Genomic DNA, 13,637 nt, shown 5'->3' with positions numbered 1-13,637 from the left:
GGATTGATGATGAAAAAACAGGCGCGCACTTGGTTGGCGCTACGTGATTTTCTCGACGCGTTTGCGAAAGTTTCTGCGATGCAGAATGCTGGGTCCATCCACAAGGGCATGACCCGGAGAGACTGTGGATGTGTGACGACCGGAGGAATTTGCGATCTCGCCAGCCGCCACACGGATGCAACACGAAGCTGCCCGGTACAGGTAGGAAATCCGGCGCCCCGGCGCAAGGGATCCACCGTCGTTCCGGCGAGGAGAGACTATATGATCACCCGAAAATCCGTTCCGGCACCAACGGCCACCGTTGTGGCATTGGCGATGATGGCGTTCGGCACCGGAGCCTTTGCTGCAGATTGCCCGATCAAGGTGGGCGTCCTGCACTCGTTATCCGGTACGATGGCAATTTCTGAAACCACGCTGAAGGACACCATGCTGATGCTGGTCGACGAGCAGAACGCCAAGGGTGGCCTTCTCGGATGTGAGCTGGAGCCGGTTGTTGTTGATCCTGCGTCGAACTGGCCGCTGTTTGCGGAAAAAGCGCGCGAACTGCTAAGCGTGCATGAGGTGGATGTGATTTTTGGCAACTGGACCTCGGTAAGCCGGAAGTCAGTGTTGCCAGTGATCGAAGAGCTGAACGGTCTGCTGTTTTACCCGGTGCAATACGAGGGGGAGGAAAGCTCGCGCAATGTGTTCTACACCGGGGCGGCACCGAACCAGCAGGCGATTCCGGCAACGGATTATTTCCTCGAAGAGCTGGGTGTTGAGAAGTTTGCGCTGCTCGGCACAGATTACGTCTATCCGAGGACGACCAACAACATTCTCGCCAGTTACCTTGACCAGAAGGGGGTCGGGGAGAGTGATATCTTTGTGAACTACACGCCGTTCGGTCATTCCGATTGGTCAAAGATCGTCGCGGATGTGGTGGCCTTGGGCGCGGACGGTAAGAAAGTTGGTGTGATCTCCACCATCAATGGCGATGCGAACATTGGCTTTTACAAAGAACTGGCAGCGGCGGGTATCAGCGCGGACGACATCCCTGTCGTGGCCTTCTCCGTGGGAGAGGAAGAGCTGTCGGGCCTGGATACCTCCAACCTTGTCGGTCATCTGGCCGCCTGGAACTACTTCCAGTCCGCTGATGGAGAGGCCAACAGCGCCTTTGTTGAGAAATGGAAGGCGCGCATGGGTGACGCACGCGTCACGAATGACCCCATGGAAGCTCACTACATCGGTTTCAACATGTGGGTGAATGCTGCCACAGAAGCAGGCAGCACCGATGTCGATGCCGTGCGTTCCGCCATGTATGGACAGGAGTTTCCGAACCTGACAGGCGGTACAGCTGTCATGCTGCCCAATCACCACCTCGCCAAGCCGGTTCTGATTGGCGAAATTCTGGACAATGGCCAATTCGATATCATCAGCCAGACAGAAGAGATGCCCGGTGATGCTTGGACGGATTATCTTCCTGAATCTGCGGTTTTGACCTCGGACTGGAAGGATCTTGGCTGCGGAATGTATAATACCGAGACCAAGAGCTGCGTTCAGACACTATCCAACTACTGATTTCGCAGGATCTCAGGGAAGGGGGGATCTCCCCTTCCATCTTTTCTACCTTTCGAATGGAAATGACCCCTATCATGACACGGTTATTTGCCGCTGGTCTGCTGGTCCTGTGGGGCTGTCTGGCTGCCATGGCGCAGACGTTGCCGCCATCAGATCCGCCTCAAGCCGGGATATCAACGACGTCGCGTGCGCCCCTTCAGCAGCTTTTGCAGTCACAGTCTGACCTTATCACCGCCAGTTCGCGACGGACGATTCAACCCGCCATTGATGAGATTGCGCAGAGCGGTCTGGACGACGTGCAGACGCTTTTGCAGCTGTGGCAGGGTAAAAAACTGGTCATGCGCAAGTCGGATGGGCTTTTCTTCCGTGGCGATACGAGGGGAGATAGTCGTTATGAACTGACGGATCTGGACAGCGGGGCTGTGATCGGGGCTGTTGATAAGGCGGACCTTAAACCGATCAAGCCAAATTCCGGCGTACGCGCCCTGATTGGCACTGCTCTGGTACGGTTCCAACTGAACGATCCGGTGGCTGCGATCCGCAGGGCTGCGGTCACCTCAATTGGGCGGGATCCGTCGGCGACAGCGCTGGAGCCTCTACGGGCGTCGACCCTCAGCGAAGCCGACGACGACCTGCGCGCGTTGAAGCAGCGTCAGGAGCGCCTGCTGACCATGCGTTTTGACATTGATGCCCAGGCGCGCGTCGCGGCCATCGAAGACATGTCGGGCGATCTGGGTGTTGATGTGCGCGCAGCCCTGAATCCACTGCTGGACACCACGCTGCAGATCTATCCCGTGGGAGCGCCAGCGACCGGGAATATCGCAGCCGAACGTCGTATCGGTCAGGATTTTACCGAAGCCGATGCCTATGCAGTGTTGGTGGCTGCGGGGTTCGCTGAAGCGCCCTTGCAACGCGATGACATCAAATCGGCGCTGGCAGCGCATATTGTGGACGGGCGTGTGGCAGGTATTCCCCTTGCGCAGCTCTCCGATGCGTCAGTGCGGCGGAATGCCTATGATGATCTGGCTGTGGCCGGACTGGTCCGTGCTGGTCCGACAGAGCAGGAAATGGCCGACACCGTTGCGCGTTACCGGTTTGCCGATACCTATAATGAGGCCTCTTCTGCCGTGACAGATGCAGCGGAGTCGGCGCTGGCACGGAGCAACCGCAAGGTTGCCTTCCATAAGGCGGCGGATCTGGCATTGGATGCAATATCGCTGGCTTCCATTTATTTCCTCGCAGCCATCGGCTTGGCGATCACCTTTGGCGTGATGGGCGTTATCAATATGGCGCATGGCGAATTCATCATGATGGGCGCCTACACTGGCTACGTGATCCAGCTGGTGATCCCGGACCACACGCTCTCCATACTGGTGGCGATCCCTGCTGCGTTTGCTGTCACCTTTGGCGCGGGGATTGCGATGGAGCGGTTGGTGATCCGATGGCTCTACAACCGTCCTCTGGAGACGCTGCTTGCTACTTTCGGCATTTCGATTGCGCTGCAACAGCTGGCCAAGAACATCTTTGGCACACAAGCGCGTCCGCTGACCGCACCGGGCTGGCTGGACGGCGCATGGACGCTCAACGATGTGGTGTCGATCAGCTATATCCGCATTGCGATCTTTGTTCTGGCGCTGGGCTTTCTCGCGCTGCTTTTGTTCATCATCCGCCGCACACGTCTGGGGCTGGAAACACGGGCAGTGACACAGAACCGCAGTATGGCGGCTTCGATGGGGATCAATCCGGACCGCGTGAATATGCTGACCTTCGGCTTGGGATCTGGCATCGCAGGGATTGCGGGCGTGGCGATCGGATTGTTTGCAAAGGTCACATCGGAGCTGGGCAACGACTATATCGTGCAGAGCTTCATGACGGTGGTTGTCGGCGGGGTCGGCAGCATCTGGGGGACCTTGGCGGGCGCAGTGATGATCGGCTTCTCCCAGAAGGGGATCGAATGGCTCAACCCCTCCAATACGCTAGCTGCACAGACCTACATGATCGTGCTGATCATTATCTTCATTCAATTCAGGCCGCGTGGGATTGTCGCCCTGCGGGGTCGCGCGGCGGGAGATTGATCCATGCAACTTAGCTTCATTGCCCGAAACCCGTCTGTCCTGATCTTCGTCACGATCCTTGCGCTGTTCACGCTGGGCGTCACCCTGCTGTCCGAAGGCTTGGGGATTGGGATCGTCTCAACGTCACTGATCAAGACATTGGGAAAAACACTTTGCCTCTGTCTGGTCGCCATCGCGATGGATTTGATCTGGGGTTATGTAGGGATTCTGAGTTTGGGTCATTTCGCCTTCTTCGGTTTGGGCGGATATATGATCGGCATGTGGCTGATGTATGAGCGGACCCGGGACACGGTGCTGGCGTCATTGTCCGACCATGTACTTCCGCCAACTGATGCTGAAATACGGGATGCGGTTGCGCATCAGATTTTTGGTGTCGTTGGCGGCGACCGTTTTCCGCTGATCTGGACCTTTGCTGACAGTTTGCCTTTGCAACTTTTCCTAGTTGTGGCTGTCCCCGGTGTGCTGGCACTGACCTTCGGCTGGCTTGCCTTTCGCAGCCGGGTGACCGGTGTCTACCTGTCGATCCTTACTCAAGCGATGACCTTGGCACTGGCGCTATATCTGTTTCAGAATGACAGCGGACTGCGCGGAAACAACGGGTTGAGCGGGTTGCAGAATTTACCAGGCTTGGCCGATGTGCCGCAGTCGGTGATCTCGATCTGGTTCTTCTGGGCGTCGGCTGTCGCACTGGGACTTGGCTATGTGATCGCGGCCTGGCTGGTGGGTGGAAAATTTGGCTCCGTTCTGCGTGCCATTCGCGACAATGAAACCCGGGTGCGGTTCCTTGGATATTCTGTTGAGGGATACAAGCTGGTGATGTTTACCGGGACGGCCTGTGTCGCAGGTATCGCTGGGGCGCTCTTTTATCCGCAGGCGGGGATTATCAATCCAGCCGAAATGGCGCCGATCGCCTCCATCTATCTGGCCGTCTGGGTTGCGATCGGCGGGCGGGGTCGGCTCTACGGTGCGGTGATCGGTGCGGTCTTTGTGTCGCTGCTGTCCAGCTGGTTCACAGGCGGGCAGGCCCCGGATGTTGTCCTCGGAGTTTTCACCATTCGCTGGGTCGACTGGTGGCAGGTTGTTCTAGGGTTGGGGTTTGTTCTGGTCACCTTATTCGCACCGAAGGGGATTGGCGGTTTGGTCGATCTGGTTCAGCGGCGCCGCACCGCCGAGGTGCCACCCCACACAGAGAAGGCAAAATCATGAATCCTCTTCTGGAAGTGTCGGGTGTCTCAGTCAGCTTTGATGGCTTTCGTGCAATCAATAACTTGTCGTTTCGGATCGGTCGGGCCGAGCTGCGAGCGATCATTGGGCCCAACGGCGCGGGCAAGACGACGTTCATGGACATCGTCACTGGAAAGACCGCGCCGGACAGCGGCAGTATCATCTGGGATGGGAGCCGACGATCAGTCTTCGCCCGTTCCGAGGCACGTATTGCCCGTGAAGGTATTGGGCGAAAATTTCAGAAACCAACGGTCTTTGAAGAACAGACAGTTCAGGAAAATCTACTGCTTGCGCTCAAAGCGGATCGCCGCCCACTTGCTGTATTACGGTATCGCGCATCCCGGCCGCACCTTGCCCGGATCGAAGAACTCGCAGGTGAGGTCGGATTGAGCAGTGCACTGCAGCGTCGGGCCGGTGAGTTGAGCCACGGCCAGAAACAATGGCTGGAGATCGGCATGTTGCTGGCCCAAGAGCCGCGTTTGCTGTTGGTGGATGAGCCTGCCGCGGGCATGACGCTGGAAGAACGGGAACAGACAACAGCAATTTTGGTTGCGGCGGCTAAAACGCGCGCGGTGGTCGTCGTGGAGCACGATATGGATTTTGTCCGAAGACTGAATTGCCGGGTCACGGTGCTGCACGAGGGCGCGGTTCTCGCTGAAGGATCGTTGGACCATGTGACAGCCGACCAAGCTGTCATTGATGTTTATCTGGGGCGCTGAGCGATGTTGAAACTTGACGATGTAACTTTGCACTATGGCCATTCTCAGGTTCTGCATGGGATCTCGATGGAGGTGCTACGCGGAGAGGTGGCCTGTATGATGGGCACAAATGGCGTTGGCAAAACCAGTCTGATGAAGGCGATTGCTGGTCGCCATGCCCGATCCGGCGGTCTCATAGAGTTGGATGGCCGATCTTTGGGAACTGCTTCGGCGCATCAATTGGCCAAGAATGGGATTGCCTATGTGCCGCAGGGGCGGGAGATTTTCCCGCTTCTGACAGTGCAGGAGAATCTCGAAACCGGGTTCGGTTGCTTGCCAAAAACCGAACGCCACGTTCCGGATAAGATCTATGAGCTGTTCCCTGTGCTTCATGATATGCGCCATCGACGCGGTGGAGACCTGTCGGGCGGTCAGCAACAGCAGCTTGCCATCGCCAGAGCGCTGATCACGCGACCAAAACTGCTATTGCTTGATGAGCCGACAGAGGGCATCCAGCCGAATATTATCCAGCAGATCGGTGAGGTCATCCGGCAACTGAGAACCGAAGGTGAGATAGCGATTGTGCTGGTGGAGCAAAATTTCGACTTTGCCTACGAGCTGGCAGACCGGTTTGTGGTTCTTCGTCAGGGTCGTGTCACATTGGCTGGTGGCCGCAACGACGTCAGCCGGGCAGATCTGTTGGCGGGTGTATCCGTCTGATCGTCGCGACGCGATAGCGTTGCGGCCGAGCCGCCTAGACTACGGTGTTGCCCGTGAGTCGGTCGGGCGCGACGCATATATTGGCGGACTCCGCCGTCTGAAACGTCAAATCTGTCGCTTTCGGCTGCTGTTGCGGTCGAAAATTGCATTCATTTCGCCTGTCACTGGCTGATCATTCACCGCGCTTCGGGGTGAATTTAGATAATCTGAAATTCGCTACATTTTAATCGAAGTGCTTGGCGCGCTGTATTTGGCTAGTCTTAGCCAAATCTATGATGGCGCCGTGTCAGGCACGCCAGAGGAAAAGGAGAGTCTCCGAACCCGCCGTTTTGGCAACGCTGATAAAAAGCACCGAAGCCAAGCGCGCGCATGTTCTGGAATTGTTTGTAATTCGCCACGACCAAATTGCAGCCTGCGCGGTTTGAATGTGCAGGAGGAGACCAACTCGCCACCCGAGCGTCAGGGTGAGACGGGGATCAACAAAAAAAGACGCGCCACACTCATCAGGGAACGATCATGTCAATCAAGCCACCATTTACCGAGCTGGAGATCGAAACGGCTCCATCCGGGTTCTACGAAGGCCACAGCCTTCCTATCGCATTGATCAGTAAAATCATCATGACAACGCTGGTCCTTTGGGCCTTGGTCTGGCCCAGCAAGGCCAGCGGCATTCTGTCTTGGGTCAACAGTGAGTTGCTGAATGGGTTCAATGCCTTCTATATCATATCAGTGGGGGCCTTTGCCTTTTTCCTGTTTGTGCTGGCAATCCTGCCAGCCACAGGAAGCAAAAAACTGGGTCCGGCGGATGCCGCGCCTGAGTTTTCCAATTTCTCTTGGTTCTCAATGATGTTCGGCGCTGGTCTGGGCGTTGGTTTGATGGTTTTTGCAACGGCTGAGCCGCTGGGTCTTTGGGGGTCGAACCCGGTTGTTCTGTCCGGTGCCGTTGCAGCCAACAGCGAAGAAGCCGTGCAATCTGCCTATCGCTACACCTTCCTGCATTACGGGTTCCATGCCTGGGCGATCTACGTGCTGACCGGTCTGTCGCTAGCCTATTACGCCTACACGCGCGATATGCCGCTGACCATTCGCTCGGCGCTGACGCCGTTGCTGGGCAAGGCCGCAAACGGGTTTGTTGGTCATCTTGTTGATGTGCTGGGTGTGGTCGCCACGATCTTGGGCGTTTCGGTCACCATTGGTTTTGGCGTCAGCCAGTTTGTCGATGGTGTTTATGCGGTCTCGGGTATGGAATGGCTGATGAATGGCGATACCGAAGCCCCGAAGCCCAGCACTGTGGGCCTGCTGTCGGCACTCTTTGTGATCATGGGACTGTCGATCCTGTCAGCCGTGTCAGGCGTTGGTCGTGGGATCAAATACCTCTCTAACCTGAACCTCGTGCTGTCGGTCATTCTGCTGCTGACCTTTGTGTTCTTCGGTTCGTTCTTCTTTGCGATGACCAAATTCGGCAGCGGGTTGGTGGACTATATCCTTCACTTCACTCAGATGTCGTTTGGTGCCTATGGTCCGCAATCGGCTGAGGCCTTTGCTGCGGCGTTGCCTGATGCGGCGCAGGCTTTGCCCGCGGACGATCTGAGCACGGTCTACGGTTCGGCAACATCGCCGTGGGGATCGTTGGGCGGCTTCACCGAAGGGTTGCCAGCCACTGCCGCTGCACTGGATGCAGACGCTGTCTATGCCGCCGGTGAACCCGGTCGCCAGTTCGGCTGGCAGGCCGGTTGGACGACATTCTACTGGGCCTGGTGGATTGCGTTCTCACCCTTTGTCGGCCTGTTTCTGGCGCGCATTTCCAAGGGCCGCACCGTGCGTGAGTTCATCCTGGGCTGTGTAATCGCGCCTGCGATCGTTTGCTTCCTGTGGATGACTATTCTGGGCGGCACTGCGATTGATCTGGAACTGAACGGCTCCGCCGCGGGGTCAATCATCGGAGCCACCAACACGGCGAAGCTCTTTGCAACGCTGGAGCAGATGATTTCCGGTGGCTTCCTGTCGGCCATCACCGTGATGTGCGTTGTGCTGATCATGACCTTCCTGGTCACGTCGGCGGACTCGGGGATTTTGGTGATGAACACCATTATGTCCGGCGGTGAGCAGGAAACCGGCATCAAGCACCGTATTATCTGGGGGCTGATCCTGACCTCCGTCATCGGCGCACTGATCATCGCGGGCAACAGCGGCACGGCGTCCAACCCCTTTGGGGCCCTGCAGAATGCGATGATTATCGGCGCGTTGCCGTTCACCATTGTCATGGTCTTCATGATGATCTCACTGGCGAAAGCGCTGTACCGCGACAGCCTGCGTGCCAAAGCAGACTGATCACGGTTCAGTTTCTGACCTGAGAGCAAAGGTCGCGCCTCGGCGCGGCCTTTGTCGTTTCTGAGTGATGAGGCCAAAACCTATGAGTGATGCTCATAGATGGTGGCGGTAATCTCATTGGTAAGACTGGCGGATTTGGGTGATAAAGCCATTGAACTGTCAGGGGTAAGGCCATGGATCGCGCCGAGATCGTACATCAAAATTTCCTTGAGCGCGTGCGGACAGGGTCCCTGCCACCGGGCGCCGCACCAGAGGGCGCGCTGACGCCCAGTGAAGCGGTGGCGATCTATCGCGCGCAAGTACTGAGCCGGGCGCTGGACCGGACCAGCCGGGCGATGCAGAAGGCCGGGCAGGGGTTCTATACCATCGGGTCGTCAGGGCATGAGGGCATGGCGGCGGTGGCGCGAGCGCTGCGGCCCGATGACATGGCCTTTCTGCACTATCGCGATGCGGCGTTTCAGATCGCCCGTGCGGGCCAAGTACCGGGGCAGAGTATTGCCTGGGACATGTTGCTGTCCTTCGCTTGCTCCGCTGAGGATCCCACATCTGGCGGGCGGCATAAGGTGCTGGGTTCAAAGGCGCTGATGATCCCGCCGCAGACATCCACCATCGCCAGCCACCTGCCAAAGGCGGTCGGCGCGGCTTACTCCATCGGCGCGGCGCGGCGTCATGATCCGGAACATCGGGTTCTGGCCGAAGATGGGCTGGTGATGTGTTCCTTTGGCGACGCCTCTGCCAATCATTCAACGGCGCAGGGGGCCGTCAATACGGCGTGCTGGACCTCCGTGCAGTCGACACCCCTGCCGCTGCTGTTTGTCTGTGAGGACAACGGGATCGGCATTTCGGTCAAGACACCGAAGGGCTGGATCGAGGCGTCGATGTCTCACCGTCCGGGGATGCGTTATTTTCAGGCCGATGGGCTGAATATGCATGATGCCTATGCAACCGCACAGGCGGCGGCAGACTATGTGCGACTGCGGCGCAAGCCTGCGTTCCTGCATTTGCGCACGGTCCGGCTCTATGGTCACGCGGGGGCCGATGTGCCGACAACCTACCTGAGCAAGGCGGAGGTCGAAGCGGATGAGGCCAATGATCCGCTGCTGCATTCGGTACGTCTGTTGTCAGAAACAGGCGCGTTGTCCTGCGAGGCCGCACTGGAGATTTATACCGAGACCTGTGAACGGGTCGAGAGGATCCGAACGGAGGCTGTCACCCGTCCCCATCTGAAAACGGCTGATGAGGTGAACGCGAGCCTGGTTCCGCCCGCCCGGATGTGCCAACCGACCAATGGACCAAGTGCTGAGGCCCGGGCAGAGGCGTTGGGTGGCGACCTGCGCGCGCAGGCAGATCCACAGCCAATGAGCCGTTTGATCAACTGGGCGCTCACAGATCTGATGTTGGCGCACGGCGAACTGGTCGTGATGGGTGAGGACGTAGGCCGCAAAGGAGGTGTCTATGGTGTTACCCAGAAATTGCAGCAGCGGTTTGGTCAGGATCGGGTGATCGATACGCTGCTGGATGAGCAGTCGATCCTTGGGCTGGCCATCGGCATGGGGCACAACGGATTCGTGCCGATCCCAGAGATCCAGTTCTTGGCATATCTGCATAATGCAGAAGATCAGATCCGCGGCGAGGCAGCGACACTGCCGTTTTTCTCCAATGGCCAGTTCAGCAACCCAATGGTGCTGCGTATTGCAGGGCTTGGGTATCAAAAAGGGTTCGGCGGGCATTTCCACAATGACAACTCGCTGGCTGTGCTGCGCGATATTCCGGGCATTGTGATTGCCTGCCCCTCAGATGGGGCAGAAGCTGCGATGATGCTGCGCGAAGCTGTACGGCTTGCGCGGGAGGAGCAACGGGTCGTGGTCTTCGTCGAGCCTATCGCGCTTTATCCGATGCGGGATCTGCACGCGCCCAAGGATGGCGGCTGGATGCGTCACTACCCAAAGCCGGATCAGCGGATCGCACTGGGAGAGGTCGGTGTGCATGGGGATGGAACCGATCTCGCAATCGTCACCTACGGCAACGGTCGCTATCTGGCGACGCAGGCACAGGCGGATCTCGCAGCCAAGGGGATTGCCGCCCGTGTCGTTGATCTGCGCTGGCTCGCGCCCCTGCCAAAAGAGGCGCTGCTGGCTGCAGCCGCCGACTGCGATAAAATCCTGATCGTGGATGAATGCCGCACCACTGGCAGTCAGTCGGAGGCGCTGATGGCGCTGTTTTATGAGGCGGAGGGCAGCCCGATGGCCCGTGTTGTGGCAGAGGATTGTTTCATCCCAACGGGACCGGCCTATGCGGCGACCTTGCCCTCGAAGGAGAGTATTGTGGCTGCTGCCCTTCGCTTGACGGGAGCCGCAACATGACCCGGACCGCTGTTTTGATCTGCCCTGGACGAGGTACCTATAACAAGGCGGAGCTGGGCTACCTGTCCCGCTACCACAGCGATAAACAGGCTCTAATTAGTGCATTTGATGCTATGCGAGACGCAATAGGACAGGAGAGCGTCTCGGCTCTGGATGCTGCCGATCGCTATTCAGTGTCGAAATACACGCGTGGTGACGTGGCTTCGCCGCTGATTTATGCCAGTGCCATCGCAGATGCGCAGTCCCTTGCAGAGGACATCGACATCGTCGCGGTCACCGGCAATTCCATGGGCTGGTATATCGCGCTGGCGGCGGCGGGGACACTCAGCCCACAGGCGGGGTTTGAGGTGGTGAACACCATGGGCCAGCTGATGCAGCAGCACCTGATTGGTGGGCAGCTGGTCTATCCCTGTCAGAGCGAAGATTGGCAGCTGGATCGTCGCCGCAAGGCGGAGCTGTTGCAGCTGGTCAGTGACATCGCCATGCGACCTGGTCACCAGCTGTCGCTGTCAATCGATCTGGGTGGTATGTTGGTTCTGGCCGGGAATGCCGAGGGGCTAGACGCGTTCGAACGGGCCGTGCCCCCACTGCAGGATCGTTTTCCCATGCGTCTGGCCAATCATGCGGCATTCCACACGGAGCTGCAGGCTCCGGTAGCTGCTGCCGGTCGGGCACGGCTGTCACAATCGCTATTTGGTCCCGCCAAGAAGCCGCTGATCGACGGACGCGGGCAGATTTGGTGGCCGGGCGCGGATACGGTGGAAAGCCTTTGGCGTTATACGCTGAACACGCAGGTGGTCGAACCCTATGATTTCACCCGCGCCGTACAGGTGGCGGCGCAGGAGTTTGCGCCGGATCTGTTCATCATCGCCGGGCCGGGTACCACACTTGGAGGAGCGGTGGCGCAGTCTTTGGCACAGATCAACTGGCAGGGGCTGGACGGGAAGGCGGCGTTCAAGACGCGACAGGCGCAGGACCCGGTGGTTGTTGCCATGGGCGATCCGGCGCAACGGGCGCTGGTCAGCCGCTAGCACGCTGGCCTGGGTCGATGGCCATGGACACGGCGAAGGCCTCTACGGGGCGTGAGACGTTGTGCAGTGACACAGACCCCAGCGGCGTGGCTTGTTCCGGTGTCTCCAGCAAGTCTCGGCTGACCACAATGGTATGGCCACAGGATTTGCCATAGTCGCCGAGCCGTGCCGCGATATTTGCGGCCTGTCCGATGACGGTGAAGTCCAGCCGCTCACGCGAGCCGACGTTGCCATAGGTGACGCCGCCATAGGCCAGACCGATGGAGCATTCGCTGCGCCTCTGGCCGGGATCGTCGCCCATGGCGTCCAGCGCGGCAACGATGGCGCGCGCTGACTGCAGCGCCTGAGCGCGTGCCTCAGCCGGGCTGTCACCCGCCGGGAACACGGCCAGAACAGCGTCTCCGATGAATTTCAGCACTTCGCCCCCGTGGTCGTGCACGATGGTGGATGCCGTCTCAAAGAAATTGTTGAGCAGTTCGATATAGGCGGTGCGGCCCAGCTCCTCTTCCAGACGGGTCGAACCGCGCAGGTCGCAGAACATGATGGCCGCATCAATATCGTCGCCATCGCCGCGCCGGATCTCTCCGCCCAGAACCCGCGCGCCGGTGCGTTTGCCGACATAGGTCTCCAGCAGGGACTGGGCGTTTTCGCGTTGCATGAACACTTCGTAGTAGCGCGCGATCACTGCGGAGCATTCAAATATCAGCCCCAAGTTCTCAGTCGTGAAACCTTTGGGGTGGTGGCTGGCAACAGTCAGCACATTGATGCGCCCATCCGAAAACGGAAGCGGCATGGCCACATAGTCCGTCGCGCCCTCCTCTCGCAGGTCGGTCAGGATGGGAAACGCGTCGCTGGGCTGTTCCAGATCCAGACGTTGACGAATTCCGCCCAGCCCATTCGAGACGTGGCGCAAGGGGCTGTTCTGGAAGGCCGGGTGGTCGTGGATCTCATAGCTAGGCGCATAGGTGGTCACCTTGCCTGATGCGCGGCTCCAGATGAAGTTCTTGCCCGCGATCATAGGATGCAAAGACCAGGCCATCACCGAAAGGCGAGATAGATGAACGCCTTGTTCCACCAGTTTTTCGGAAAGGCGCTGGGTAAACTCCTCCGGTGTGGGCAAATAGGCTGCCTCACGCAGCAGCCAGTCGATCAGGGGGCCGGAGATATTGCCGTAGTCGGGGATGACCAGCTGATTGCTGCCCAGGTCGATGTCGACGTTGGCGTCCGGCATGAAACTGACATGACCTGCAATTCCGGAGGCCTCAGGCAAGGCTTCGTCGTAAGACCAGGCGGCATTGCCAATACAGTGTTTGCCAAGCTGAAGATCCTGATAGCCCGCTGTGCCCTTGAAGGGGCAGAAAGTCTGGTGACCATTGGCTGCAGATAGGCAGGAGTGGATATCATTGCGAGGGAAATAAATCGCGGCAGGCTGGCGGGTTTCATACATCACCTTGGCGCGGGTGCTTTGCGCGATGATTTTCCCACCGAGGCGCGCGGTCACCGGCCCGCGCAGCTCTTCAATCAGGATGCCATAGGGCTGCGGAGCGGTATTTGCGCGCAAATTCATAAGCGTCGTTTCCTGCTGATTGGCCAGCATGGGGGCCATGCGACCTGCCCTCTATTATGTGGTGATTGATG

The 13,637-nt window shown here is 58.6% G+C and carries 9 protein-coding genes; 8 read left to right on the top strand and 1 reads right to left on the bottom strand.

Annotated elements, in window-relative coordinates; genetic code table 11:
• The first annotated feature begins 261 nt into the window (after positions 1 to 261).
• The 8 genes from urtA (at position 262) to phaeop14_RS15685 (ending at position 11,999) form a co-directional block, all read left to right on the top strand.
• Positions 262 to 1,557: an urea ABC transporter substrate-binding protein gene (urtA, locus tag phaeop14_RS15720; protein WP_040178848.1), complete on the top strand. Its 1,296-nt coding sequence runs from the start codon at positions 262 to 264 to the stop codon at positions 1,555 to 1,557.
• A gap of 74 nt (positions 1,558 to 1,631) precedes the next feature.
• Positions 1,632 to 3,632, top strand: coding sequence for an urea ABC transporter permease subunit UrtB (gene urtB, locus phaeop14_RS15715; protein WP_244905780.1), 2,001 nt, complete (start codon positions 1,632 to 1,634; stop codon positions 3,630 to 3,632).
• 3 nt (positions 3,633 to 3,635) lie between these two features.
• The gene (urtC, locus tag phaeop14_RS15710) at positions 3,636 to 4,838 is read left to right on the top strand and encodes an urea ABC transporter permease subunit UrtC (RefSeq protein ID WP_096790059.1); all 1,203 of its coding nucleotides are present in this window, start codon (positions 3,636 to 3,638) and stop codon (positions 4,836 to 4,838) included.
• The gene (urtD, locus tag phaeop14_RS15705) at positions 4,835 to 5,575 is read left to right on the top strand and encodes an urea ABC transporter ATP-binding protein UrtD (protein WP_040170042.1); all 741 of its coding nucleotides are present in this window, start codon (positions 4,835 to 4,837) and stop codon (positions 5,573 to 5,575) included. Before urtC ends, urtD begins: the two co-directional genes overlap by 4 nt.
• Positions 5,576 to 5,578: 3 nt before the next feature.
• The gene (urtE, locus tag phaeop14_RS15700) at positions 5,579 to 6,274 is read left to right on the top strand and encodes an urea ABC transporter ATP-binding subunit UrtE (RefSeq protein ID WP_096790058.1); all 696 of its coding nucleotides are present in this window, start codon (positions 5,579 to 5,581) and stop codon (positions 6,272 to 6,274) included.
• 516 nt (positions 6,275 to 6,790) lie between these two features.
• The gene (locus tag phaeop14_RS15695) at positions 6,791 to 8,605 is read left to right on the top strand and encodes a BCCT family transporter (RefSeq protein ID WP_096790057.1); all 1,815 of its coding nucleotides are present in this window, start codon (positions 6,791 to 6,793) and stop codon (positions 8,603 to 8,605) included.
• A gap of 173 nt (positions 8,606 to 8,778) precedes the next feature.
• Positions 8,779 to 10,968 (top strand): thiamine pyrophosphate-dependent enzyme, encoded by a 2,190-nt coding sequence (locus phaeop14_RS15690; protein ID WP_096790056.1) that lies wholly within the window; start codon positions 8,779 to 8,781, stop codon positions 10,966 to 10,968.
• Positions 10,965 to 11,999, top strand: coding sequence for an ACP S-malonyltransferase (locus phaeop14_RS15685; protein WP_096790055.1), 1,035 nt, complete (start codon positions 10,965 to 10,967; stop codon positions 11,997 to 11,999). The genes phaeop14_RS15690 and phaeop14_RS15685 overlap by 4 nt, the downstream gene beginning before the upstream one ends.
• On the opposite strand, the gene phaeop14_RS15680 is transcribed toward phaeop14_RS15685, so the two are convergent.
• Positions 11,989 to 13,605: a DUF427 domain-containing protein gene (locus tag phaeop14_RS15680; RefSeq protein WP_096790054.1), complete on the bottom strand. Its 1,617-nt coding sequence runs from the start codon at positions 13,603 to 13,605 to the stop codon at positions 11,989 to 11,991. The genes phaeop14_RS15685 and phaeop14_RS15680 overlap by 11 nt on opposite strands.
• Between the last annotated feature and the right edge of the window lie 32 nt (positions 13,606 to 13,637).

Source organism: Phaeobacter piscinae (assembly GCF_002407245.1).
GTDB classification, from domain to species: domain Bacteria; phylum Pseudomonadota; class Alphaproteobacteria; order Rhodobacterales; family Rhodobacteraceae; genus Phaeobacter; species Phaeobacter piscinae.
Note: the sequence above shows the minus strand (reverse complement) of the source record. Positions and strands in the feature narration are given on the sequence as shown.